Annotated in this window: 19 protein-coding genes and 1 riboswitch; of the genes, 13 read left to right on the forward strand and 6 right to left on the reverse strand. The window is 61.1% G+C overall.

Going from position 1 to position 24,221, the window contains the following annotated elements; genetic code table 11:
• The first annotated feature begins 25 nt into the window (after positions 1–25).
• From FIV35_RS01190 to FIV35_RS01220, 7 genes are read left to right on the forward strand one after another with little or no spacing between them, the layout of a single operon-like run.
• The gene (locus FIV35_RS01190) at positions 26–1,783 is read left to right on the forward strand and encodes a carbamoyltransferase family protein (protein WP_034136622.1); all 1,758 of its coding nucleotides are present in this window, start codon (positions 26–28) and stop codon (positions 1,781–1,783) included.
• A complete protein-coding gene (locus FIV35_RS01195) occupies positions 1,767–2,897 on the forward strand; it encodes a glycosyltransferase (RefSeq protein WP_034136623.1) in 1,131 nt (376 codons plus the stop codon). The genes FIV35_RS01190 and FIV35_RS01195 overlap by 17 nt, the downstream gene beginning before the upstream one ends.
• Positions 2,897–3,793 (forward strand): antimicrobial resistance protein Mig-14, encoded by an 897-nt coding sequence (locus FIV35_RS01200; RefSeq protein ID WP_034136624.1) that lies wholly within the window; start codon positions 2,897–2,899, stop codon positions 3,791–3,793. Before FIV35_RS01195 ends, FIV35_RS01200 begins: the two co-directional genes overlap by 1 nt.
• Positions 3,790–5,205: a PIG-L deacetylase family protein gene (locus FIV35_RS01205; protein WP_034136625.1), complete on the forward strand. Its 1,416-nt coding sequence runs from the start codon at positions 3,790–3,792 to the stop codon at positions 5,203–5,205. The genes FIV35_RS01200 and FIV35_RS01205 overlap by 4 nt, the downstream gene beginning before the upstream one ends.
• Positions 5,206–5,261: 56 nt before the next feature.
• On the forward strand, positions 5,262–6,146 hold the full coding sequence (locus tag FIV35_RS01210; RefSeq protein ID WP_034136626.1) for a DUF6625 family protein: 885 nt from the start codon (positions 5,262–5,264) through the stop codon (positions 6,144–6,146).
• The gene (locus tag FIV35_RS01215; protein WP_034136627.1) at positions 6,143–7,297 is read left to right on the forward strand and encodes a glycosyltransferase family 4 protein; all 1,155 of its coding nucleotides are present in this window, start codon (positions 6,143–6,145) and stop codon (positions 7,295–7,297) included. The genes FIV35_RS01210 and FIV35_RS01215 overlap by 4 nt, the downstream gene beginning before the upstream one ends.
• On the forward strand, positions 7,294–8,178 hold the full coding sequence (locus FIV35_RS01220) for a glycosyltransferase (protein ID WP_034136628.1): 885 nt from the start codon (positions 7,294–7,296) through the stop codon (positions 8,176–8,178). Before FIV35_RS01215 ends, FIV35_RS01220 begins: the two co-directional genes overlap by 4 nt.
• Positions 8,179–8,224: 46 nt before the next feature.
• Here FIV35_RS01220 and FIV35_RS01225 read toward each other — a convergent pair whose 3' ends face one another.
• Positions 8,225–10,078, reverse strand: a complete 1,854-nt coding sequence (locus tag FIV35_RS01225) for a bifunctional O-antigen ligase/aminoglycoside phosphotransferase family protein (protein WP_034136629.1) — start codon at positions 10,076–10,078, stop codon at positions 8,225–8,227.
• A gap of 157 nt (positions 10,079–10,235) precedes the next feature.
• Here FIV35_RS01225 and msbA point away from each other — a divergent pair, with 157 nt between their 5' ends.
• The 3 genes from msbA (at position 10,236) to FIV35_RS01240 (ending at position 14,530) form a co-directional block, all read left to right on the forward strand.
• Positions 10,236–12,041: a lipid A export permease/ATP-binding protein MsbA gene (gene msbA, locus FIV35_RS01230; RefSeq protein ID WP_034136630.1), complete on the forward strand. Its 1,806-nt coding sequence runs from the start codon at positions 10,236–10,238 to the stop codon at positions 12,039–12,041.
• Positions 12,042–12,177: 136 nt separating this feature from the next.
• A complete protein-coding gene (gene hldE, locus FIV35_RS01235; RefSeq protein WP_034136631.1) occupies positions 12,178–13,602 on the forward strand; it encodes a bifunctional D-glycero-beta-D-manno-heptose-7-phosphate kinase/D-glycero-beta-D-manno-heptose 1-phosphate adenylyltransferase HldE in 1,425 nt (474 codons plus the stop codon).
• Positions 13,595–14,530 carry an NAD-dependent epimerase/dehydratase family protein gene (locus tag FIV35_RS01240; protein WP_034136632.1) on the forward strand — a complete coding sequence of 312 codons (936 nt, stop codon included), beginning with the start codon at positions 13,595–13,597 and terminating at the stop codon, positions 14,528–14,530. The genes hldE and FIV35_RS01240 overlap by 8 nt, the downstream gene beginning before the upstream one ends.
• Before the next feature lie 29 nt (positions 14,531–14,559).
• On the opposite strand, the gene FIV35_RS01245 is transcribed toward FIV35_RS01240, so the two are convergent.
• The 4 genes from FIV35_RS01245 to FIV35_RS01260 all read right to left on the reverse strand — a co-directional run bounded on the left by FIV35_RS01245 (position 14,560) and on the right by FIV35_RS01260 (position 17,966).
• Complete coding sequence (locus FIV35_RS01245; RefSeq protein WP_034136633.1) at positions 14,560–15,528, reverse strand: hypothetical protein; 969 nt, start codon at positions 15,526–15,528, stop codon at positions 14,560–14,562.
• A gap of 41 nt (positions 15,529–15,569) precedes the next feature.
• Positions 15,570–16,382 carry an aldo/keto reductase gene (locus FIV35_RS01250; protein WP_034136634.1) on the reverse strand — a complete coding sequence of 271 codons (813 nt, stop codon included), beginning with the start codon at positions 16,380–16,382 and terminating at the stop codon, positions 15,570–15,572.
• Positions 16,379–17,548, reverse strand: a complete 1,170-nt coding sequence (locus FIV35_RS01255; RefSeq protein ID WP_034136635.1) for an NAD(P)/FAD-dependent oxidoreductase — start codon at positions 17,546–17,548, stop codon at positions 16,379–16,381. The genes FIV35_RS01250 and FIV35_RS01255 overlap by 4 nt, the downstream gene beginning before the upstream one ends.
• Before the next feature lie 82 nt (positions 17,549–17,630).
• Positions 17,631–17,966 carry a DMT family transporter gene (locus FIV35_RS01260; RefSeq protein WP_034095574.1) on the reverse strand — a complete coding sequence of 112 codons (336 nt, stop codon included), beginning with the start codon at positions 17,964–17,966 and terminating at the stop codon, positions 17,631–17,633.
• Between the two features lie 101 nt (positions 17,967–18,067).
• Here FIV35_RS01260 and FIV35_RS01265 point away from each other — a divergent pair, with 101 nt between their 5' ends.
• Positions 18,068–18,958, forward strand: a complete 891-nt coding sequence (locus FIV35_RS01265; protein ID WP_034095575.1) for a LysR family transcriptional regulator — start codon at positions 18,068–18,070, stop codon at positions 18,956–18,958.
• A 23-nt stretch (positions 18,959–18,981) separates the two neighbouring features.
• Positions 18,982–20,259, forward strand: a complete 1,278-nt coding sequence (waaA, locus tag FIV35_RS01270; protein ID WP_034136636.1) for a lipid IV(A) 3-deoxy-D-manno-octulosonic acid transferase — start codon at positions 18,982–18,984, stop codon at positions 20,257–20,259.
• A gap of 139 nt (positions 20,260–20,398) precedes the next feature.
• Here waaA and FIV35_RS01275 read toward each other — a convergent pair whose 3' ends face one another.
• Positions 20,399–21,838: a TolC family outer membrane protein gene (locus tag FIV35_RS01275; protein ID WP_034095577.1), complete on the reverse strand. Its 1,440-nt coding sequence runs from the start codon at positions 21,836–21,838 to the stop codon at positions 20,399–20,401.
• A gap of 194 nt (positions 21,839–22,032) precedes the next feature.
• Positions 22,033–22,138, forward strand: a riboswitch (TPP riboswitch).
• Between the two features lie 149 nt (positions 22,139–22,287).
• Between FIV35_RS01275 and thiC the strand changes: the two genes are divergently transcribed.
• Positions 22,288–24,177, forward strand: coding sequence for a phosphomethylpyrimidine synthase ThiC (gene thiC / locus FIV35_RS01280; protein ID WP_034136637.1), 1,890 nt, complete (start codon positions 22,288–22,290; stop codon positions 24,175–24,177).
• Positions 24,178–24,221: the final 44 nt, after the last annotated feature.

A 24,221-nucleotide genomic window follows, 5' to 3' on the forward strand; every position in this document is an offset into this window, starting at 1 on the left:
GCAGACTAAAAGAGGCTAGACCCCTGTGGCATTGACGATTCTTGGCCTGTCCGGCGCCCTTAGCCATGATCCTTCCGCAGCCCTGTATATCGACGGCAAGCTGATTGCGGCCGCCGAAGAAGAGCGCTTCGTACGCGACAAACATGCAAAGAACCGCATGCCCTACGAATCGGCGAAGTTCTGCCTGGAACAGGCCGGCATCAAGCCTTCCGACGTTGACGTGGTGGCGATCCCATTCGCCCCGATCAGCCTGTTCGGCGAGGCGCGCTGGCACTACGCCAAGCGTTACTGGTACGCCCCGGACCGCGCCCTCGACGCGATCCTGATGGGCAACCGCCGCTACAAGCGCTACCGCAACAAAATCGTGTGGTGCCTGGAGCAACTGGGCTTCGATCCGAAGAAGATCAAGATCGAGCCGGTTGAGCACCACCTGGCCCACGCCTCCAGTGCCTACCACTGCTCGGGCTTCCAGGAAAAAACCGCGATCCTTGGCATCGACGGCAAGGGTGAGTACGCCACCACGTTCTTCGGCTACGGCGAGAACGGCAAGATCCACAAAATCAAAGAATTCTACGACCCGGATTCCCTCGGCGGCCTGTACGGCGCGATCACCGAGTTTCTCGGTTTCGAGATGCTCGACGGCGAATTCAAGGTCATGGGCATGGCGCCCTATGGCGATGCCAGCAAATACGATTTCTCGCGTTTGGCTTCCTTTGAAAACGGCGAGCTGGTGATCAACACCGATTACGCCAACGTCATCGGCCTGCGTCGCTACAAAGAGAAGGGCAAGGGCTTCTACTTCTCGCCGAAACTGATCGAGTGGCTGGGGCCCAAGCGCGAAGGCGACATCGCCGACGAGCCGTACATCCACTACGCCGCCAGCATGCAGGCGCTGTTCGAGAAGCTGGCCCTGCAGATGATCGACCATTACCTGGGCGACATCCTCAAGGACACCGGCAAGCTGGCCTTCGCCGGCGGCTGCGCGCTGAACGTCAAACTGAACCAGAAAATCATCGCCCGTGACGACGTGAAGGAGCTGTTCGTGCAGCCTGCGTCCGGCGATGCCGGTACCGCCGTCGGTGCGGCCGCTTATGTATCCCACGCTCGTGGTGTGCCGGTGGAGAAGATGGAACACGTCTACCTCGGCCCGTCCTACAGCAACGAAGATGTGATTGCCGCGTGCGCCAAGCACGAGAGCAAGCCGAACTGGCGCAAGATCGAAAACATGCCGCAGCGCATCGCCAAAATCATGGTCGACGGCAACCCGGTGGCCTGGTTCCAGGGCCGCATGGAGTTTGGCCCGCGTGCCCTGGGCGGTCGTTCGATCATCGGTTGCCCGAGCGCCACCGGCGTGGCCGACCGCATCAACCACCAGATCAAATTCCGCGAGCGTTGGAGGCCTTTCTGCCCTTCGATGCTCGACACCGTGGCCCCGCAAATGATCAAGGTCGATCACCCGGCGCCGTTCATGACCTTCACCTTCGAAGTGGCTGAAGAGTGGAAGACCCGCGTGCCGGAAGTAGTCCATGAAGATGGCACCTCCCGCGCCCAGGTGCTCAAGCGCGAATACAACCCGCGCTACTACGACATGATGAAAGAGCTGGAGGTACTGACCGGCAACGGCGTGTCCCTGAACACCTCGCTCAACCGCCGTGGCGAAGCGATGATCTGCTCGCCGACCGACGCGCTGAACATGTTCTTCGGCTCCGACCTGCAATACCTGATCATGGAAGACATCCTCGTGGTCAAGGACGGTGTGGACCCTTATGACGCGCTCGGCTGATCGCCACGTCCTACAGTTCTGCCATGGCTATGACGGGCCTTTCCTCGATTGTGCGCGACAGTACGCCAGTTTGTTTGCAGGCTCCGGCTATAAGGTGACCACGGTGTTTCTCACCGGGGTCCCCGACCCTGCCGTGGCCGCGGCGTGTGCCAGCGATGAAGTGCTGTTCATGGCGTTCAGTTCCAAGGCTATCCGTGGCCTGAAGCTTTCGGCCATCGCGCAGTTGCGCAAAATTGCCGCGTCGCGCCATTTCAGTTTTTGTATCGCCCACCGTTTCAAGCCGATCTATATCGCCTTGCTGGGCACCCGTTTGCCCGTGATCGGTGTGCATCACGCCTTCGGCGACTACCAGCGCCGCAGCCGCAAGCTGTTCGCCGGAATTTTCCGTAAACGCCTGAGTTTGCTGGGTGTGTCCGATGCGGTGCGCGACGATATGCGGCGTTGCCTGCCCGACTGGCCCAGCGAGCGTATCCAGACCTTGTACAACCGCATTGATGTCGACGCGTTGCAGGCCAGCCAGGTCTCGGTAGGCGAGGCGCGCGATGCCTTGGGGCTGTCGCCGGATGCGTGGGTGGTCGGCAATGTCGGCCGCCTGCACCCGGACAAGGACCAGGCCACGCTCCTCAAGGGCTTCGCCCTCGCGCTGCCGCACCTGCCGGCCGCAAGCCGTCTGGCGATTCTTGGCAAAGGGCGCCTGGAGCAAAGCCTCAAGCACCTGGCACAGGAGTTGGGTATTGCCGACCAGGTGTTGTTCCTCGGTCAGGTGCCGGATGCGCGTCGATATTTCCGTGCGTTCGATGCCTTTGCCCTGAGTTCCGATCACGAACCCTTCGGCATGGTGCTGCTCGAAGCCATGGCGGCAGGCGTGCCGCTGCTGGCTACGGCGTGCGGCGGGGCGCGGGAAGTGGTCGAAGGCGTGGGCGTCCTGTTTCCCTTCGGCGATGCCGAACATCTCGCTCAAGGGCTGCGGCACTTGGCTGCGATGGATCAGCAACAGCAGCGGCAGTGTGCCCAAATGATGCTGGAGCGCCTGCGCACGCGTTTCTCGGATCGGGCGGTACGCGATACTTTCTGGCAATTGCCGCACGTTATTGAACTGACCGCGGGGGCTTGATGCTCAATCGATTCCAAGGCTGGCGCGAGCGCGGCTGGTCCGTCGTCGACGCCCCTGTCTACAGCGAGGCCTGGGGGCGTTTTGGTGGCAGTGTCGCCACTCATCCGCAAATCGTTGAGCGCCTGGCGGGGCTGGCGGATATCCCGGTGCGTTATCTGGCATGGGAGCAAGGCGGTGAGCTGCAAGCTTGCATCGCGACCTGGGGGCGGGATTTGGCACTGTCCAAAGACGTCCTCAAGCAGCGGGGTAAAAAGGGGCTGTTCGACCTGGGCAACGCTGAATTGATCCTACCGGCCTGCGCCCAGGCACAGGCACCGTTAAGGCACCGGGCGCGCTACCTTTCAGCCCTCAATGAAGGTCGTTTCAGCGGTCTCAAGCTACAGGCCGAACAACTGGCCATGGCACGGCCCCCGGAAGAGCTATCGAAAAAATTCCGCTACAACCAGCGCCGCGAACTGCGTCTGCTGGAGGAAGCTGGTGGCTCGGTACGGCCGGTGAGTGAGTTTTCCAGCACTGAACTTGGCGCGATGTACTGCGATTTATTTTTACGCCGCTGGGGCTTTGTCGCTACGGGCGCCGAGCGCATGGCCGAGGTGATCGAGTTACTGCGCGAGTGGTTGATCGGCTCGGTGATTTTTCTCAACGATGCTCCTGTTGCCATCCAGTTGGTGTACCGGGTCGAGTCACCCGAGTGGATCAGTGTGGAATACGTCAACGGTGGCGTCGATCCCGAAACCCGGGCATTCAGCCCAGGCAGCGTGCTCAGTTTCCTCAACACTCAAAGTGCTTGGGAGCAGGCTCGTGAGGTCGGCAAACCCTTGCGTTTTTCCTTTGGGCGTGCGGATCGGGAGTACAAGGATCGCTGGTGCAATCCCGTGCCGGTGTACACCGTATGAGCCAATCCCAGAACCGTAAGCAGGCACTGCTCAAGCGTCATCGCCGTAATAAGCGGCTGGGGCTGGTGGTTGCGTTGTTGCTGTTGGTCGTGGTGGGAGTAACGGTGGCGTGGTGGCTGCCGCTTTTATTAGCGGTCTTGGCGTGGGTTGCCCATGAGGCCTGGTTTGCCGACCATCTCTTCTACTCGCCCAAGGACGACTATCGGTATCAGTTCGCAGCCGATGCCGAGCAGCCCACCGTCATTCTGGACAAGGGGCGGCTGATGCTCTGCGAGCCGCTGGCGTTGTCGGGGGATGAGACCCTGATCCTGGCGCTGCGCATCAAAAGCAGCCTGGCAGGGCGTTTTATCGACCCCTTCATTGCTCTGTCGACGGATGATCGCCAAACGTTCGAGCGGGGCGTGGACGGCCTGCGTTATCTGAACCTCACGGGTCAGGCGCACGCGTTGCTTGAGGGCGGTCTGGCGCTAAAAGGGCGATGGTGCCGGGTACTGGGTGAGCCTGTACTTTCGGTATGGCGCCAGCCTGATGTGCGACAGCAGCGAGTAATGGTCATTGCGCCCCATGCCGACGATGCCGAACTTGCCGCGTTTGGTTTGTACAGCCAGGCGACCCAGCCGTGGATCGTCACATTGACCGCTGGCGAGATCGAAGCCGAGCATTATCAGCGAATGGGCCTGACCACACGGGATGCAGCACGGCTCAAGGGCCGCTTGCGTGCCTGGGACAGCATTGCCGTACCTCGTTGGGCAGGTGTGCCCCAGGAAAACTGCGTGCAGCTCGGGTATTTCTGCCTGCAATTGGCGGCAATGCAGGCCGAGCCTGATCTGGCAGTGGGCTCCCGGGAGGCAGAATTGAGTGATATCCGCCTGTTTCGCCAGTTCAACCCCTTCCCGCTACCGGCTGATGGGGATGGGCGGCCAACCTGGAACAATCTGTTGGCCGACTTACGCGCGGTGTTGTTGAAGGCGCGTCCTGAGGTCATCGTGCTGCCCCATCCGGTGCTCGATCCCCATCCTGACCACGTCTGCGCGCAGGAGGCGGTTTTGCAAGCTTTGCAGGGACTGGAGTGGCAACCCACCACATTGCTGGGCTATGCCAATCACCTGCACGACAACGATCGCTGGCCGATGGGGGACTCTGGAAATGGTGTCGCTTTGCCACCATCCTTTGATCCGGCTTACACTCTGCGGCCCTACTGCTTATCGCTACCCGCAGAGATTCAACGTGACAAGGCTATGTCGCTGGGGATGATGCATGACCTGCAGCCGAAGATGCCGTTGAAACGGCGCGTGCGACGCGTCATACAGTGTTTGTTGGCCGGTAGGAAGGTGTCTCCCTGGGGGGAAAACGAGTTTTTCCGCAAAGCCGTTCGGCGCCATGAACTCTTCTGGGTCATAAAACCCAAGTAACGTTACGCAACGTGAGGGGCGCAGAGTGCCCCCGTTAATATGACAGTGAGTCCGTTTTGAATAATCCGTGCCCCAGCATTCTCTTTCTTATTCCGTATTTTGGCCGCTGGCCATTCTGGATGCCTTTCTTTCTGGAAAGCTGTCGGCGCAACCCGGATATTGACTGGCTATTATTCAGCGACTGCCCTATTCCGGAAAACGTCCCGGAGAATGTCAGGATCGAAAGCACGACATTTGACGAATACTGCGCGTTGGTATCCCAACGCTTGAGCATCCGCTTCGGGCCTCAGGCGCCTTACAAACTGTGCGACATCAAACCCGCGCTGGGGTACATCCATGCGGATCGCCTCACGGGTTATGATTTTTGGGCATTTGGTGACCTGGACCTTATCTACGGCAACCTGCGTCGCTATTTCACTGCCGAGCGGTTGGCCGGCTATGACCTGTTCTCCACCCATGAACGGCGGGTCGCTGGCCATTTGTGCCTGATTCGCAACACCGCTGAGATGCAGCGTGTTTTTATGCGGATCAAGGATTGGGAGGCGCGCTTTGCTGATGAAGCGCATCATGCGCTGGATGAAGGTGCCTTCAGCCGAATTTTTCTGTGGCGTAAGAATTTCCCGAAGCCGCTGTTTGAGTTGGTGGGAAAGTTCAACCCCTGGCGTCGACGTAGCGATTTCACTGAAGCGTTCAGCACACCGGGTGGCGTGATCAAGTGGCACGACGGCAGTGATCGCTTTCCCCATCAGTGGTTCTGGAAGGACGGTCGCTTGACCAACGACAGGGACGGCGAGCAGGAATTTCCCTATTTCCATTTCGTGTGTTGGAAACGAAATCAGTGGCCGTTGTTGCCAGAGTCGAGCGCGGAGTACATCCAGGCGCTGGCTGCTGAGCCATCCTGGGTCGTTGATGCCACCGGTTTCCATCGAGGAGAGTTATGAGTCGGCGTTTCAAGGTCCTGCAATTACAGCCTGACTACAATGTCAAATCCCATGATTTTGCCGACCTGGCTGAGCAGATCGTCAAGGCATTGCCCGCAGAGCGCTATACAGTCACGGCGGCATTCCTGCGCGGCCGTCCTGGGCCGGCGGACCCGGTCAGTCGCGCCGAAACGTCCGTTTATTTCGAGTTTTCCGACAAGTCCCTTAAAGGGATGAGGCTGCGCGCCATGTGGCGGCTCTATCAATTCTGCCGCAAGGAAAAGTTTGATGCCGTCGTGTGCAACCGCTTCAAGCCGGTCAACATGATGTTGCAGTTGAACCGCTGGTTGAAAATTCCTCTGTGTGTCGGCATTTCCCACGGCTTTGGTGAATATGATCGTCTGTACCGGCGCAAGCAGGCCTCGCGCTGGATCGACGAACACTGGCGGTTTGTCGGAGTTTCGCCTGCGGTCAAACAGTACCTGCTGGATTGCCAGTGCGGATTTACCGACCAGAACACCTACGCCATTACCAATGCTATCGATATCGAACAGGCCGAAGCCTTGCAGCATCCGCGGGAGCGCGCGCGTCAGTTGTTGGGCATCGACCCTTCGGTGCGCTTGATCGGTGCCTTGGGGCGTCTGGTCCCCGTGAAGGGCCATACCTATTTGTTGCAGGCATTCGCGGCGCTTAAAGATAAATACCCTAATGCGCAGCTCGCCATTATTGGTGCGGGACGTGAGCAGTCCAACCTCGCGGCCCAAATCCAGAGCCTTGGCCTGGCAGGCCGAGTCCATTTGCTGGGATTCAAGGAGAACGCACTGCAATATGTGCGGGCCTTCGATATCTGGGCAATGCCCTCGCTGGCAGAAGGTCTCGGACTGGCCTTGCTGGAAGGTATGAGCGGCCGCTTGCCGGTGATCGCCTCCAGCGTGCCGGCCATGCTTCCGCTGATCGAAGGCGCGGGTGGCCTGGCGGTGGAACCGGCCAATGTGCCCGACCTGACACAGGCGCTGGATACCTACTTGGCGTTGCCCGATGAAGCCCTCGCTCAAAAAGGCGAGCAGGCTTACCAGTACCTCCAAGCGCAGCACGATATTGAAGTGTTTCGCCAGCAATACCTGAAGTTGATTGATTCAGGCTTGGCTCAAGTAGACAGGAACAACGTATGAACCAGAGTCAGCCCTTGGTCACTGTGATCATTGCGTCTTACAACCACGCTCCCTATATCGAGCAGAGCATTCTCAGCGTCCTGAATCAGACCTACTCCAATATCGAGTTGCTGGTGATTGATGACGGTTCGACCGACGACAGCGTAGAGCGTATTCGTCGCTTGCAGGAGCGTTACTCGTTCGACTTTCGTGTCCAACAGAATCAAGGTCTTACCAACACGCTCAATGGCGCTGTGGCGCGGTCCCAGGGGCCGTTGGTTGTGCCGTTCGGTTCTGATGACATCATGTTGCCGGAGCGCATAGCCACCCAGGTCGCCTATATGGACGGTAAGCCTGAAGTCGGTATCTGTGCCGGCAATATAGAGCTGATCGATTCGAATGGCGAACTGTTCCCAGAGAAACGCCAGCGCCGGGATGTACCCTTTCGGCGGCTTGATTTCGATGACATGTTTCTGGAGCGCAAACCTTATCCGCCAGCGCCCACGCTGATGATTCGGCGCGAGGCGCTGGAAAAGGTCGGCGGGTTCGACCCCGAGATCCGTCTGGAAGATTTGTTGATCGAGCTGAAGATCACCCGCGCCGGGTACTTCATCGATGGCCTGAATGTGCTGATGGCTCGCTACCGCAAACACGCCACTAACTCATACAAGAATCATCGATTCATGATCGACAACATCCTGCGCTCATACGCGCTGTTCAGCGATCATCCTCGCTATGACGAGGTGCGTTACAAGTTTCTCAGCTCGATGTTCCTCAAAACCGCCAACCGCGATCGCACATTGGCGCGTGAGCTGCTCGCGCAGATTCCGTTCCGCGCGTGGAACAAGAAAACCTGGCGTGGTTTGAGCCGGCTGTATCTTTCTCCATTGGAAAAAGACTGACATCGCTGCCCGGCGCCCCAGCTTCGAGGCGCCTCTTGCTAGGGCCTCAAGTCGCGGGGCGAGTGAGCGTCAGCACCTGTTCGCGGATTTTGCCAGTGGCGTGTGCCGATGCAACCGATGCGTAGCCGCTGACCAATGGTTCGAAGTGCGTGTCGAATAGCCAGTTACGGTCCTGCGGATAGCGTTGCATGTGCTTCAAGTTACGCTGTCGCAGGGCGCTGCGAAGCGCTGACGGGTAGATGCGCATGTCGGCCAGGTCTATAAGCCCGAACTCACCGTCCTCCAAGAGCAATACATTGCCCAAATGCAGGGAGCGGAAATAAATGCCGCGCTCATGCAACACGGCCATGAACCGGCCTAGTCGCTCCACCAGCGCTTCTCGAACGCCGCTGTCGAGGCTTTGCAGGGCCTGGCGTACCGTCAAGCCGGTCAGGGGCTGATAGCGCACAGCACTGCTGCCATCGCGCAAGCTATACACATCGAGAATGCGTGGCGCAGCAATACCCAGTTGCTGCAGATGTTGGCTGTTGGTGGCGAAGCGCTGGGAGTAGGGGTTGAACCCGCCGGAGGTATACCAGCGCCGAGCCCTGAACAGTTTGAGGAAACTGCCGTCCTCCAGGCGCAATACTTTGGGGCCGAGACCGTCCTCTTCTATCACCTGCGCGCCTTTGGATAGCGCTTCGAACGCCTGTGGGGCAGGTGTCTGCACCGCCATGCCCAGCAGACTGCGACGGCGCTGTGCAATGCTCAGGCCGGCGATCAGCGCCAGGGGGATCCACAGCAGGAACCAGTGTTCCTTAGGGCGCGACAGGATGCCGCCACCTTCGGTCAAGCCGGCGCCGATGCCGTACGCCAACAGGGCCGATGTCAGCAGGAACAGCGGTTGTGCGCGTTCCTTGAAGCCTTTGTACAGCCCCCAGCCCAGCATGAAGATCCATGGGATGAACCCGATGATGCCGACGTAATAGAGCACGCCGAGGGCAAAACTGTGAGGTTCGTACAGCTCGTAAGCGTCCACGACCAGCGACAGATCCGAGTTGAAACTGTGGCCGATCCACGGGTGTTCAGCGATGCGGTGTAGCGTCATGCTCCACAATTCAAGACGGTACGAACTGCCTCGTTCGGTAATCGCCTCGGGATAAAACAGCAAAAGCGCCGCAGCGCCCAGTACCAGCGTGGCGATCATCATTGCCGAACGGCGATTACGTCGCACGAAGGCGATCCAGAAGGCTGCCAATGTCAGGGCAACCAGCGGGGTGCGTGAGCCGGTCGCCAATACCGCGAGCGTCATCACCGCCAGCGCGGGAGCGCTGAACCACAGTACTCGCAACCGCTGGGCGGTTATGCAGATGTACAGCCAGTAGATGCAGAAGAAGCCGAATACGTGGGAGCTGAGCAACGGGTTATCGAGGGCGCCGCGACCGCCGATCATGCGCATGCTCGGCTCGAAGCCTTTGGCGAACGCAATCAGGTTGGCCAGGCAGACGATCAGCGCAATTACCGCCGCACTGAAGAAGATCGGTTTGAACATGTCGTTGCGGTAATGCAGCAGCAGCCCACAGCCGGCAAACAGCATGAATGTGTGCAGCGGTCGCTTGAACAGGTCGGAATCCACCGTGGGTTGCGGGCTCCAGAGCAGCGTGGTCAACGCCCACGCACAAAACACCAGAAACGCGATCACCAGCGGCTCGCGCAACAGCTCCTTGATTTCCCTGGGGCGCAGGCACAGCAACAGCAAGGTCGGCGCGCTGAAAAGTCCGTAGTAGAACTTGTGCAGCACATTGCGGTTGGTCACGAAGAACAGCGAACTTAAAAGCAGTAATAAACCTATGGGTAGAATCCATAGAACCAGGAAGTCGAAAACGCGATTTGCGCCATAGCTGAGGCGGTTGGAGTGCATACAGAAAGCCATTCCAGGAAGAGAAAGCCGACCATCTTAAAGTAGTGGCTATATAATGTCGCCGATTGAGGCCGGCCGGGTGTTGGGTCATGCCGGGTGCAAGTACAACAGAGAAGCTGTGCTAAAGTCAGCCTCCTTTTTTAAAACGCCGCGTGATATGACCGACTCCAGTCCGAGCGCAAGCCCTTCGAGCTTGAAAATATATTTCCGCCTGCTCAGTTACGTGAGGCCCTACGCGGGCTTGTTCGCGTTGAGTATCGTCGGATTTCTGATTTTCGCGTCGACCCAGCCGATGCTGGGTTACATCCTTAAATATTTTGTCGACGGCCTCTCCAACCCAGAAGCGGTGCTGTTCCCAACAGTGCCGTACCTGCGTGACCTGCAATTGCTGCAGGCTGTGCCGCTGTTGATCATTTTGATCGCGGCCTGGCAGGGCCTGGGGTCTTTCCTGGGTAACTACCTGTTGGCCAAGGTCTCTCTGGGGCTGGTTCACGACCTGCGGGTGCAGTTGTTCAACAACCTGTTGACGCTGCCCAACCGCTACTTCGACAACCACAACTCCGGGCACCTGATCTCTCGCATCACCTTTAACGTGACCATGGTCACCGGTGCGGCGACAGACGCGATCAAGGTGGTGATCCGCGAAGGCATGACAGTGATCTTCCTGTTCGCCTCCCTGTTGTTCATGAACTGGCGCCTGACATTGGTGATGATCGCCATCCTGCCGTTGATCGCGGTGATGGTCAGCACGGCCAGCAAGAAATTCCGCAAGCAGAGCAAGAAGATCCAAGTCGCCATGGGCGATGTGACCCATGTGGCTTCGGAGACTATCCAGGGTTACCGCGTCGTGCGCAGCTTCGGCGGCGAAGTCTACGAGGAGAAGCGTTTCCTCAAGGCCAGCCAGAGCAATACCGACAAGCAACTGCGCATGACCCGCACCGGAGCCATCTATACACCGGCGCTGCAACTGGTGATCTACACCGCCATGGCCGTGTTGATGTTCCTGGTGCTGTACCTGCGTGGCGATGCGTCGGCGGGCGATATGGTGGCTTACATCACCTTGGCCGGTCTGTTGCCCAAGCCGATCCGCCAGCTGTCGGAAGTCAGCTCGACCATCCAGAAAGGCGTGGCCGGTGCCGAAAGTATTTTCGAACAGCTCGACGAAACACCGGAAGTCGACCGCGGTACTGTCGAGCGTGACAAGGTCAGCGGCCGCCTGGAAGTGCGTCAGCTGAACTTCACTTACCCAGGCACCGATCGCCATGTGCTCAAGGACATCAGCTTTACCGCCGAGCCTGGGCAGATGATCGCCCTGGTGGGGCGTTCCGGCAGCGGCAAATCGACGCTGGCCAGCCTGATCCCGCGTTTCTATCACCATGAAAGCGGTGAGATCCTGCTCGACGGCGTAGAGATCGAAGATTACAAACTGCTCAACCTGCGCAAGCACATCGCCCAGGTGACCCAGCACGTAACCCTGTTCAGCGACACCGTCACCAACAACATCGCCTACGGCGATCTGGCCGGCGCGCCACGGGCCGATGTTGAAGCGGCGGCGGCGGACGCCTATGCCAAGGACTTCATCGATCAGTTGCCCAAAGGCTTCGATACCCAGGTGGGTGAAAACGGTGTGCTGCTGTCCGGCGGCCAGCGCCAGCGCCTGGCAATTGCCCGTGCCTTGTTGAAGAACGCGCCGCTGCTGATTCTGGACGAGGCCACATCGGCCCTCGACACCGAATCGGAACGGCATATCCAGGGCGCGCTGGATAAAGTCATGCAGGGCCGCACCACCCTGGTGATCGCCCATCGTCTTTCCACCATCGAGAAGGCCGACTTGATTCTGGTGATGGACGACGGTCGGATCGTCGAGCGTGGCACCCATGCCGAGTTGCTGGCCCAGAACGGCTATTACGCCCGTCTGCATGCCATGGGCCTGGATGCCCCGGTCTCGGCGGATATCACTTAAGCCCGCCTGCGCTACGGCTGACGATGGCGGGGGAGTGCGCTCCCTCGCCATACCATCTTCTGTCACACCCCCCACAAGCCTGCTGTAACCCTGTGCTAATATCGCGCCCCTGTTCATTTTGTATGTGGGTTGCTCCATGAAGTTGTCCATGCCGCGATTCGATCAAGCCCCTGTCTTGGTGGTCGGCGATGTCATGCTCGACCGTTACTGGCATGGTGGTACCTCACGGATTTCCCCTGAGGCACCGGTACCGGTAGTCAAGGTCGAGCAAATCGAAGACCGTCCAGGTGGCGCTGCCAACGTTGCCCTTAATATCGCCGCCCTCGGCGCTCCGGCCTCGCTGGTCGGTGTGACCGGCGACGATGAAGCCGCCGACAGCCTGGCCAACAGCCTGCGCGGCGCCGGCGTGCGTGCGCTGTTCCAGCGCATCGCCCATCAGCCGACCATCGTCAAGCTGCGGGTCATGAGCCGTCACCAGCAGTTGCTGCGAATCGATTTCGAAGAGCCCTTCGCCACCGACGCCCTGGCCCTCAGCGGTCAGGTCGACGAACTGCTCGAAGGCATCAAGGTGCTGGTGCTGTCCGACTACGGCAAAGGCGCGTTGAAGAACCACCAAATGCTGATCCAGGCCGCCAAAGCCAAGGGCATCCCCGTATTGGCCGATCCCAAGGGCAAGGACTTCTCGATTTATCGAGGTGCCAGCCTGATCACGCCGAATCTCAGCGAGTTCGAAGCTATCGTCGGCGGTTGTGCCGATGAGCACGACTTGGTGAACAAAGGCGCCACGCTGATGGCTGACCTTGATCTGGGCGCCTTGCTGGTCACCCGTGGCGAGCACGGCATGACCCTGCTGCGCCCCGGCCACCCGGCGATGCATCTGCCGGCGCGGGCCCGTGAAGTGTTCGATGTCACCGGCGCCGGCGACACAGTGATCTCCACCCTGGCCGCGTCCATCGCCGCTGGCGAAGAACTGCCCCACGCGGTGGCCCTGGCCAATCTGGCGGCGGGCATCGTGGTCGGCAAGTTGGGCACCGCGGCCATCAGTGCTCCGGAATTGCGTCGCGCGATCCAGCGTTCCGAAGGCTCGGAGCGCGGTGTGCTGAGCATCGAGCAATTGCTGCTGGCGATTGATGACGCCCGTGCCCACAACGAAAGCATTGTGTTCACCAACGGCTGCTTCGACATCCTCCACGCTGGTCATGTGACGTACCTGGAGCAGGCCCGCGCCCAAGGCGATCGTCTGATCGTCGCGGTCAATGACGATGCGTCGGTCAGCCGTCTGAAGGGCCCCGGCCGTCCGATCAATAGCGTCGACCGGCGCATGGCGGTCCTGGCCGGTTTGGGCGCGGTGGACTGGGTGATCAGCTTCCCTGAAGCGACCCCTGAAAATCTGTTGGCCCAGGTCAAACCCGATGTGCTGGTCAAGGGCGGTGACTACTCCGTCGACCAGGTGGTCGGCGCCGATATCGTCAGCGCTTACGGCGGCACGGTCAAAGTGCTGGGCCTGGTGGAGAACAGCTCGACCACGGCAATCGTCGAGAAGATCCGCAACAATGAATAAGGCTGAACCGTTGGTTTTGATCACCGGGGGCGCGGGCTTTATCGGCTCGCATCTGGTCGATGCACTGCTTGCCAAAGGCTATGCCGTGCGGGTGCTGGATAATCTGTCCACCGGCAAACGCAGCAACCTGCCCCTGGACAATCCGCGCGTGGAGCTGCTCGAAGGCGATGTGGCCGACGCCGAACTGGTGGGTCAGGCTGCCCTCGGCGCGACGGCGGTCGTACACTTGGCCGCCGTGGCCTCGGTGCAGGCCTCGGTGGACGACCCGGTCAGCACGCACCAGAGCAATTTCGTCGGCACCTTGAATGTGTGCGAAGCCATGCGCAAGGCCGGGGTCAAACGCGTGGTGTTTGCGTCCAGCGCGGCGGTGTATGGCAACAATGGCGAAGGGGCCTCGATCGACGAAGAGACCACCAAGGCGCCGCTGACGCCCTACGCGTCCGACAAGTTGGCCGGCGAATACTACTTTGATTTCTACCGTCGCCAGCATGGTCTGGAGCCGGTGATGTTCCGTTTCTTCAATATCTTCGGGCCGCGTCAGGACCCGTCCTCGCCGTACTCCGGCGTAATCAGCATCTTCTGCGAACGTGCCCAGCAGGGCCTGCCCATCAGCGTGTTCGGTGATGGCGAGCAGACTCGCGATTTCATGTACGTGGAAGACCTGGTGGACGTATTGGTGCAGGCCATCGAAGCGCCGGATGCGCCGCTGGGTGCGATCAACGTGGGCTGGAACCGCACCACCACCCTCAAGCAGGTCTTGCAGGCATTGGAAGAAGCGGTGGGCTCGTTGCCCGCCGTGACTTACGGGCCGGCGCGTTCGGGAGATATCCGACATTCGCGGGCGAACAACCAGCGGTTGCTGGCCAGCTTCACCCTGCCTGAACCCACGCCGTTGAAGGTCGGTTTGCAGCGCCTGCTTAACGGCTGAATCCTGTGGCCAGTACGCTAATTGCTTGATTAGCGGCTGGCCTTTTTCCTCGGCACAATCTTGCCCAGCATCCGCCGCGCTTTGCCGGTCAGGCGTTTGAGTTTCGATTCTTTCTCCGGCTGCGCCAGGCCCTGCTGGCGCAGCCAATCCTTCCAGCGAATCCGCTCTTCTCGCACCACCCAGCCGTCCTGCTGGGCGAAGCTCTCCGCCAGGAACAGGCCCCGTGTGCTGGCGGGGTGCAGTTGGTCTTTCTTGACTGTGTACAACTCGGCCAGTGGTTGACCGTCTTTCAGTGGCATCAGGTACAAGTCCGGGCGTTGACGGTCCAGGCGCGCTACCAACTGGTCGCCTTCCAGGCGCTCATCCACATGGAACAGGCTCAGGGACTTGGCTTCCTTGGGCACTTCCAGGCGCAGGTCGTAAATCAATTGCAGCGAGGCGGTGGGCAGGTGCACATAGGCCCGTGGGCGTTCGATCAACTGGGTGGTGGCGCAGCGGACCGGGCGCGCGGCGCCGGACAATGGGCTGAGGCGAAACGGCAGCGCCTCGCGGTAATGCAGGGCGGCGGAGTAGGGCGCCGGCAGCCAGGTATCGTTGAAGCGCCCGCCGAGCCAGCCTTCGGGGGTTTCCAGCAGGCACTCTTCGGCGATTTCCTGGATGGCGGTGTGCAGCGGCAGGTTCAATTCGTGAGCCGGGACGTAGCCGGAAATCAGCTTGAGCACCACGTCGCCCCGGTCCTGGCGGCGCTGGCGCACCAGCACCCAATAATCGCGGTTCTGCCAGTGCAAGGTCAGACGCACCGAGACCCCAAGGTTGGCCAGTTCCACTGCGAAGCGCTCGGCGTCCGGTACGTCCACCGGTTTGCGCCGTTGCAGGGTCTGGGCGAAGTTGAGCGGCATGCCGACGCTCTGGTAACTCAGGCCCTCGGGGGTGGCTTCAACGTGCAGCGGCAGTGTCTTGAAGTTGCTGGGGTTTTTTCTTATGAGCGTGCGCGGCATGTCGGCTCCTTCTTGCGACGGGGTCGGCCGCGTGGGCGGCATCAGCGTTGACGAATGACCTGGGCAGCGGTCGCCACGTTATGGGCCAGGTGCAGCGGGTTAATGGTCCCGACAATAGCACTGGCGACGCCCGTTTGCGCAAACAACAAGGTGAAACTGGCGCGTATTGGATCCATTCCGGGTTCCAGGCAGACATGGCCGCTGGCCAAGGCTTTTTTGACCAGGATGCCTTTGCCGTGGGCCGCTGCATAATCAATGACGGCTTTCTCGGCCTGTTCGTTCAGATTGTAGGTGACCATCGCGCAGTCGCCTTGCTCCAGGGCCTTCAAGCCGCCTTCGACGGTTTTGCCGGAGAAACCGAAACCGCGAATCTTGCCCTCTTGCTTGAGCTGCGCCAGGGTCTGGTACACCTCGCAGTCGTTGAGGATGTGCAAGTCGTTGCCGTCGGAATGCACCAGTACCAGGTCGATAAAATCCGTTTCAAGTCGTTTCAAGCTGCGTTCTATCGACATGCGCGTATGCGCTGCACTGAAATCGTGACGGGAGACACCCGCTTCGAACTCTTCACCCACCTTGCTGACGATCACCCAGTCCTGGCGCTGACCACGCAACAGCGGCCCCAGGCGTTCTTCGCTCATGCCATAGGCCGGCGCGGTGTCGATCAGGTTGATCCCCAGCTCGCGAGCCTGGCGCAATAGCATGCGCGCCTCGTCATCCCCTGGAATCTGAAAGCCGTTGGGGTATTTCACCCCTTGATCGCGCCCCAGTTTGACGGTGCCCAGGCCCAGCGGCGAAACAAGCAGGCCGGTGTTGCCCAGCGGGCGATGCAGGTCGTGCAGGGTCGGCAAGCTCATGGCAGCAGGGTCTCCCAGGCGGGTACGCCGAGGGCGGGTTTGGGCAACTCCGGCAGCGGTTGCGTGGGGCCTGGCTGGATGCCATCGCGTTCCAGGCTGTGCAGCACGCGGTCGGCGAAATCTGGCGCCAGGGCCAATTTGGTCGGCCAGCCCACCAGCAGGCGGCCCTGTTCGGCGAGGAAAGCGTTATCGGGACGGCTCAGGCCCGACTGCAGCGGTTCGGCACGGTCGACTCGCAGGGTGGCCCAGCGGGTCTGGTGCATGTCGATCCAGGGCAGCAAATGCGCCAGCTCTTTCTGTGCTGTGGCGATTTGTGCTTCCGGTGTGCGCGCCACGCCATCGGCCTCGGCGATGTCGCCGCCCATGTACCACACCCATTCGCCATTGGCGGCCGGGTGCGTGGTGATGGTCAGGCGCGGCTTGGTGCCGCCGCCCAGGCAATGGGCATACAGCGGCTTCAGGCCGGGGCCCTTGGCGAGGATCATATGCAGTGGCCGCGTCTGCATGGCCGGCTGGCTCAAGCCCAGGGCACTGAGCAAGTCGGCAGTGCCGGCGCCCGCGCTCAATACAATGCGTTGGGCGCGAATCTCGCGGCCGTCCACCTTCAGGCCCACCAAGGTGCCACCGTCCTGCAGCGGTTCGATGTGCTGCCCGGCGAGCAGGCTGTCACCGCCCAGTTGTGCCAGGCGCTCGATCACGCTGGGCACGTCCACCACCAGTTCGGCCAGGCGATAGACCTTGCCTTTGAAGCGCTTGTCTTGCAGAGCTGGCGGCAAATCGTCGCCTTTGACCTGATCCACACGGCCACGCACAGCCTTGCTGGCGAAGAAGCTGGTGAGATTGCCGGCGAGGGTGCCGGGGGACCACAGGTAGTGCGCCTGGGACAGTACGCGCACCCCGGACAGGTCCAGCTCGCCGCTGCCGGCCAGGGCCTCGCGCCAGCGGCGCGGCATGTCGGCGATGGCTTCGGAGGCGCCGGTGAGGGCGCCGTGCAGGGCGTATTTGGCGCCGCCGTGAATGATCCCCTGGGACTTCACACTTTGTCCGCCGCCGAGGGTGGCGCTTTCTACCAGCACCGTGGAAAACCCCTGGCGGCGCAGGCGCACGTTGAGCCAGAGGCCGGCAACCCCGGCGCCGACAATCAGAACGTCGGTGGAAATAGGCATGCGCGCGGGACCTCTGCGTTGGAAATGGGCGCCTAGTATAGCGCGCTGCGCTGCCTCATCAGTGCGACACGTTGGCCGCGACTCAATGCCCAGCCGTTTTCGAGAACAGCTGAATCACCACCACCCCCAGCACAATCAGGCCCATGCCCAGCATCGCCGGCAGGTCGAGCTTCTGCCCGTAGATAAACAGCGCCGCCACGCTGACCATCACGATCCCCATCCCGGCCCACACGGCATAGGCCACGCCCACCGGCACCGTGCGCACCACCAGGGTCAGCATCCAGAACGCCACGCCGTAGCCGACGATCACCAACAGCAGTGGGATCGGCGTGCTCCAGCCCTTAATGGCTTTCATGGATACCGTAGCGATCACTTCCGAGCAGATGGCGATGGCCAGGTAGCAGTAGGCGGCATTCATAGGTCAATCCTCGGCGTAGGGCGGGTCAATAGGCCGGCATTTTAGCGGCTGCTTAGATGGGGTAAAGTCATTACCTATCAGTATGAGAGATAGGTTGCTCCATGAGCGTTCAATGGAATCTGGAACAGATGCGCTTATTTGTGAACGTTGCCGAGCAGCGTTCTTTTTCGGCGGTGGCGCGGGGGCAGCGCAAGGCGCAGTCGGCGGTCAGCAGTGGGATTGCAATGCTGGAGGCTGACCTGGGCGTGAGCTTGTTCGAGCGCAGCAGCGGCCGCCAGCCGCGGCTGACCGAAGCCGGCGCGGTGTTGCTCGAAGAGGCCCGGGAAGTTTTGCGCCAGTGCGAACGCCTTAACGGTCGCGCCTTGTCATTGATGCGCGGCGAAGAAGCCTGCCTGCGCCTGGCTCAGGACGAGGCCATGCTGTACCAGCCAGTGCTCGACAGCCTGGACGCCTTGGCCGGGCAATTTCCCAATCTGGAAGTGCAGCTTTCCAGTGCAGCCCAGGGCGATGTCGCACGCAAATTGGTGGAGCGCAAGGCTGACCTGGGCATGCTGTTCTATCACGATCAAATCCCCGAAGCGCTGGAGCGCCGCGTGGTGGGCAGTGTGGAGATGGTCACGGTCTGCGGGCGCCACCACCCGCTGGCGGCGCAGAATCGCGTGGATTGTCAGGGCCTGGCGCAATACCGTCAGTTGCTGATGTCGACCCAGACCAGTGTCTACCCCGGCAGTGAAGCCGCCAGCCCGCAGGTCTGGCGGGCCGACAGCTTCTACGTGCTGGCCGAATGGTTGATCCGTGGCCTGGGTTGGGCCTGGCTTCCCCGGCATGTGGTGCAATACCCCGCGTATCAGAACCTGATGGTCGAACTCGACAGTGAATGGACTCCGCCGGCGCTGGTGGTGGAGCTGGTCTGGCGGCGCGATGAACCCCTGGGGCCCGCCGCGAGATTTCTCGCCGAACGTTTTGCCGAGTGCCTGCGGGCGATTGACTGAAAAAGCCGATAAACTCCGCCGCCATGAATAGAACTCTCTACACCTGCCTGTTTTACCTGGCGCTGCCATTGGTGGCTTTACGTCTGTGGCTGCGCGCGCGCAAGGCGCCGGCCTATGCCCAGCGCGTGGGCGAGCGGTTTTCCTACGGTTTGCCGGCGATGCAGCCGGGCGGGATCTGGGTGCACGCCGTCTCGGTGGGCGAAAGCATCGCGGCTGCGCCCATGGTGCGCGGGTTGCTGGCGCGTTATCCGGACTTGCCGATCACGCTCACCTGCATGACGCCCACCGGCTCCGAGCGTATCCAGGCCCTGTTCGCCAACGAGCCGCGCATCCAGCACTGCTATTTGCCCTATGACGTGCCGTGCGCGGCCAAGCGTTTTCTGGATCGCGTGCAGCCGAAACTGGCGGTGATCATGGAAACCGAGCTGTGGCCCAACCATATTCACGCCTGCGCCCAGCGCGGCATTCCGGTGGCGCTGGCCAATGCGCGGCTGTCGGCGCGTTCGGCCAAGGGCTATGGGCGCTTCGCCAAGTTGACCGCACCGATGTTGTCCGAGATGAGCCTGCTTGCCGTGCAGACGCAGACCGAGGCCCAGCGTTTCCTGAGCCTGGGCGCACGCCCCGAGACCGTGGAAGTGACGGGTTCGATCAAGTTCGACCTGACCATCGACCCGCAGTTGCCGGCCCGCGCCGCCGCGCTGCGTGCGCAATGGGGTGCCACTGAGCGGCCGGTGTGGATCGCCGCCAGCACCCACGCCGGCGAAGATGAAGTGGTACTTGCCGCCCATCGTCAACTGCTCGACAGCTACCCCAATGCGTTGTTGATCCTGGTGCCGCGCCATCAGGAACGCTTCGGGCCGATGTTCGATCTATGCCAGCAGCAAAGCTTCGCCACGGTTCGGCGCTCCAGCGGCGAGCCCGTCACGGCGCAGACATCGGTGCTGCTGGGCGACACCATGGGGGAGTTGCTGTTTCTGTACGCCCTGGCCGACAGTGCTTTCGTCGGCGGTAGCCTGGTGGCGACCGGAGGGCACAACCCATTGGAGCCGGCAGCGTTGGCGCTGCCGGTGATCATGGGGCCGCATGTGTTCAACTTCCTCGAAATCACCGCGATGATGCGCGAAGCCGGTGCGTTGCGCGAAGTGGATGACGCCGAAGGGTTGGCCGAAGCCGTGCGACAGTTGTTCGAGCTGCCTCAGGATGCCCGCAAGATGGCGCAGGCGGGGCTCAAGGTGATGCAGGCCAACCAGGGCGCGCTTGAGCGCTTGCTCAATGGTTTGGGCCGATTGATCGCGATTTAAAGGGAGAAAGGGGCTTGCCCTTGATGACGATCTGTCAGGTCAAAAAGTGTTGGCTGTCTTGCGCTATCGGGGGCAAGTCGAATCGTCGCACCGCCCCTCCCGCATGATCAAGCCCCTCACACATGATTTAGCCGCGTGATTAATTATTCGGGCGGGCCTTGAGCTGTTCGGCGGCGGCCTTGGCCAGGTCCGGCGGCAGGAAGTCGCGGTCCGGGTTGTAGTCAGCCTTGAGGTAGCGCGCCAGGTCCTGCAGATCCCCAGGGTTCAACGTGCCCGCGGCCTGCTTCAAACGCAGGTTGTCGAGGATGTAGTCGTAGCGGCTGTTGTTGTAGTTGCGTACCGAGGCATAGAGCTGGCGCTGGGCGTCGAGCACGTCGACGATATTGCGCGTACCCACCTGATAGCCGATTTCCGTGGCTTCCACCGCGCTCTGGTTGGAGATGATCGACTGGCGGCGCGCCTGTACCTGTTCCACATCAGTGTTAACCGCGCGGTGCAGGTTGCGTGTGTTTTCCACCACCTGGCGGCGCAAGCCTTCGCGTTGCTGCTCGGTCTGGCCCAGGCGCGAGTACGACTCGCGGACCTGCGAGCTGGTCAGGCCGCCGCTGTAGATCGGGATATTCAGGCGCAGGCCGATGGTGCGTTGTTCCACATCGCCGCGATAGGGCGTGCCGAAGGCATTCGGGTTGCTGAACCCCAGCGCATCGTTATCGCCTTTTTCGTATTGCGCCACCGCGTCCAAGGTTGGCGCGTGACCGGCCTTGCGCTGCTTGAGGACTTCCTCGGCGGCGGTGACAGCATAGTTGCTGGCCAGCAGGTTGAGGTTCTGGCGCCCAGCGGTCTCGACCCAGGCCTTGGCGTCGTTCGGCAGCGGCGGCAACACCGGCAGCGTGTGGACAATGCCCTGGATCGAGTTGTACTGACGGTTGGTCAGGGTGATCAATGCTTCAAACGCATCTTCTACCTGACGCTGCGCCAGAATCCGGTTGGCCCGCGCGGTGTCGTAGCTGGCTTGGGATTGCAGCACGTCAGTCTTGTCCGACAAGCCCACGTCGAAGCGCTCGTTGGACTGATCAAGTTGGCGTTTGAAGGCGTTCTCTTCGGCCTTGGTCGAGGCCAGGTTGTCCTGGGCGCGCAGCACGGCGAAGTAGTTCTCTGCGCTCTGCAGAATCAGGTTCTGTTCGGTGGCCGACAGTTGCAGCGCTGCCTGTTCATTGGTGGCTTCAGCCGCCTGCAACTGGAACCAACGGTCGGCGCGGAACAGCGGCTGGCTGAGGGTCGCGCGCCAGGAGTGGGCATCGCGGTTGGCGGTGGCGGCCGGTGTGTCGATCTGGGTGCGTACATTGTTGATGTCGGCGCCGCCGGAGAGGTTCGGCAGCAAGCCGGCGCGGGCCTGAGGCACCACTTCTTTTTGCGCGCCGTATTGGGCGCGGGCGGCGGCCAGGTCGGCGTTGTTATCCACCGCTTCCTGATAGACGCTGACCAGGTCGGTTCTGGCGGACAAGGGCGCTTCAGCTGCCCAGACCATTCCGTTGGTCGCACAAGACACGGCAATAGCCAGTGAGAGTTTGCGCAGCATGAGGCGATCCCTGAATAAATATTACGGTGATAATTCGACGGCCAAGGCTACGGCGGCTGTTTCAGAGCGTCAAGCCTTGGGCAGTAGCCGAGTGTAGTGGCGCCGACCCGACGCAACAATCCTGCAATCATGCCATTCATCACGCTGAAAGCAGCACCATTGGCAATTTGCCCATTCCATGGTCTAGACTGGCCGCGTTCTTGTCGGGGTGCCTTGTTGGAAGGCTGAGATCGGTAAATACCGGATCCCGTTGAACCTGATCAGGTTAGCGCCTGCGTAGGGAACAAGATTTCTCGTCACCCGGCGAGTCCTCTTGTGCTTCGTCCGGGATGTTGTTCGTTTACCGAGCAGCCCTCGTGCGCCAAGCACAGCACTGGTTCCAGTGCGTCCATCCGTCACAGGTTCGCTCCGACAAACATCCACCGCCTGGATAAGTTGGAGAGCCCGTGATGACTACAAAACTAAAAAATACCGTGCATTTGAGTGAATCGGCCAAGGTCGACTCTGGCTCCGTGCAGCCGTTTACCCGCTCGCAAAAAATCTACGTGCAGGGCACTCGCCCGGATATCCGCGTCCCCATGCGCGAAATCAGCCTGGACGTGACCCCCACCGATTTCGGCGGTGAAATCAACGCCCCTGTCACCGTGTACGACACCTCGGGCCCCTACACCGACCCCAATGTGATCATCGATGTGCGCAAAGGCTTGGCCGATGTGCGTTCGCCGTGGATCGAATCCCGTGGCGACACCGAGCGGCTGGCCGGCCTGACCTCGCATTTCGGCCAGCAGCGCCTGAGCGATGCCGAGCTGACCGCCCTGCGTTTTGCCCATGTGAAGAACCCGCGCCGCGCCAAGGCCGGTGCCAACGTCACCCAGATGCACTACGCGCGCAAAGGCATCATCACCGCCGAGATGGAATACGTCGCCATCCGCGAGAACATGAAGCTCGAAGAAGCCCGGGCCAGTGGCTTGCTCGACCAGCAGCACGCCGGCCACAGCTTCGGCGCCAGCGTGCCGAAGATCATCACCCCGGAATTCGTGCGCGAAGAAATCGCCCGTGGCCGCGCAATCATCCCGGCCAACATCAACCACACCGAACTGGAACCGATGATCATCGGCCGTAACTTCCTGGTGAAGATCAACGGCAATATCGGCAACAGCGCCCTGGGTTCGTCCATCGAAGAAGAAGTGGCAAAACTCACCTGGGGCATCCGCTGGGGCTCGGACACGGTGATGGACTTGTCCACCGGCAAACACATCCATGAAACCCGCGAGTGGATCATCCGCAACTCGCCGGTGCCGATCGGTACCGTGCCGATCTACCAGGCCCTGGAAAAAGTCGGCGGCGCCGCCGAAGACCTGACCTGGGAGCTGTTCCGCGACACCCTGATCGAGCAGGCCGAGCAGGGTGTCGACTACTTCACCATCCACGCCGGTGTGCTGCTGCGCTACGTGCCGCTGACCGCCAAGCGCGTCACCGGCATTGTGTCCCGTGGCGGTTCGATCATGGCCAAGTGGTGCCTGGCGCACCATAAAGAGAACTTCACCTACACGCATTTCGACGAAATCTGCGAAATCATGAAGGCCTATGACGTCAGCTTCTCCCTGGGCGACGGCCTGCGCCCCGGTTCGATTGCCGACGCCAACGACGCCGCGCAGTTTGGCGAGTTGGAAACTCTCGGCGAACTGACCAAGACCGCCTGGAAGCACGACGTGCAAACCATGATCGAAGGCCCCGGCCACGTGCCGATGCAGTTGATCAAGGAGAACATGGACAAGCAGCTCGAATGCTGCGACGAAGCGCCGTTCTACACCCTCGGCCCGCTGACCACCGACATTGCGCCTGGCTACGACCACATCACCTCCGGCATCGGTGCGGCGATGATCGGCTGGTTCGGTTGCGCCATGCTCTGCTACGTCACGCCCAAGGAGCACCTGGGCCTGCCGAACAAGGATGACGTAAAGACCGGCATCATCACCTACAAGATCGCCGCCCACGCGGCCGACCTGGCCAAGGGGCACCCGGGCGCGCAGATCCGCGATAACGCCTTGAGCAAGGCGCGCTTCGAGTTCCGCTGGGAAGACCAGTTCAACCTCGGCCTGGACCCGGATACCGCGCGCTCCTACCACGACGAAACCCTGCCTAAGGACTCGGCCAAAGTCGCGCATTTCTGCTCGATGTGCGGGCCGAAGTTCTGCTCGATGAAAATCACCCAGGAAGTGCGTGAGTACGCGGCCAACCAGCGCATTGACGCGGTGGATGTGGACGTGGCCAAGGGCCTGGCGGAGCAGGCGGAGCGGTTCAGACAGGAAGGCAGCCAGTTGTACAAGAAGGTCTAAGGCGGAGACGGCGGTGCCTGTACCGCCGTTATCGGGGGCAAGCC

It is taken from the genome of Pseudomonas rhodesiae (genome assembly GCF_007858255.1).
Taxonomy (GTDB): Bacteria; Pseudomonadota; Gammaproteobacteria; order Pseudomonadales; family Pseudomonadaceae; genus Aquipseudomonas; species Aquipseudomonas rhodesiae.

What these genes read in the sequence shown, in the direction of transcription:
- FIV35_RS01240 (WP_034136632.1), top strand. Translation starts at nt 13,595, where the DNA reads ATGAATAAGGCTGAACCGTTGGTTTTGATCACCGGGGGCGCGGGCTTT.
- FIV35_RS01250 (WP_034136634.1), bottom strand. Translation starts at nt 16,382, where the DNA reads ATGAGCTTGCCGACCCTGCACGACCTGCATCGCCCGCTGGGCAACACC.
- FIV35_RS01215 (WP_034136627.1), top strand. Translation starts at nt 6,143, where the DNA reads ATGAGTCGGCGTTTCAAGGTCCTGCAATTACAGCCTGACTACAATGTC.
- FIV35_RS01265 (WP_034095575.1), top strand. Translation starts at nt 18,068, where the DNA reads ATGAGCGTTCAATGGAATCTGGAACAGATGCGCTTATTTGTGAACGTT.
- FIV35_RS01260 (WP_034095574.1), bottom strand. Translation starts at nt 17,966, where the DNA reads ATGAATGCCGCCTACTGCTACCTGGCCATCGCCATCTGCTCGGAAGTG.
- FIV35_RS01225 (WP_034136629.1), bottom strand. Translation starts at nt 10,078, where the DNA reads ATGCACTCCAACCGCCTCAGCTATGGCGCAAATCGCGTTTTCGACTTC.
- FIV35_RS01255 (WP_034136635.1), bottom strand. Translation starts at nt 17,548, where the DNA reads ATGCCTATTTCCACCGACGTTCTGATTGTCGGCGCCGGGGTTGCCGGC.
- FIV35_RS01195 (WP_034136623.1), top strand. Translation starts at nt 1,767, where the DNA reads ATGACGCGCTCGGCTGATCGCCACGTCCTACAGTTCTGCCATGGCTAT.
- FIV35_RS01245 (WP_034136633.1), bottom strand. Translation starts at nt 15,528, where the DNA reads ATGCCGCGCACGCTCATAAGAAAAAACCCCAGCAACTTCAAGACACTG.
- FIV35_RS01205 (WP_034136625.1), top strand. Translation starts at nt 3,790, where the DNA reads ATGAGCCAATCCCAGAACCGTAAGCAGGCACTGCTCAAGCGTCATCGC.
- FIV35_RS01200 (WP_034136624.1), top strand. Translation starts at nt 2,897, where the DNA reads ATGCTCAATCGATTCCAAGGCTGGCGCGAGCGCGGCTGGTCCGTCGTC.
- FIV35_RS01275 (WP_034095577.1), bottom strand. Translation starts at nt 21,838, where the DNA reads ATGCTGCGCAAACTCTCACTGGCTATTGCCGTGTCTTGTGCGACCAAC.
- msbA (WP_034136630.1), top strand. Translation starts at nt 10,236, where the DNA reads ATGACCGACTCCAGTCCGAGCGCAAGCCCTTCGAGCTTGAAAATATAT.
- FIV35_RS01220 (WP_034136628.1), top strand. Translation starts at nt 7,294, where the DNA reads ATGAACCAGAGTCAGCCCTTGGTCACTGTGATCATTGCGTCTTACAAC.
- hldE (WP_034136631.1), top strand. Translation starts at nt 12,178, where the DNA reads ATGAAGTTGTCCATGCCGCGATTCGATCAAGCCCCTGTCTTGGTGGTC.
- waaA (WP_034136636.1), top strand. Translation starts at nt 18,982, where the DNA reads ATGAATAGAACTCTCTACACCTGCCTGTTTTACCTGGCGCTGCCATTG.
- thiC (WP_034136637.1), top strand. Translation starts at nt 22,288, where the DNA reads ATGACTACAAAACTAAAAAATACCGTGCATTTGAGTGAATCGGCCAAG.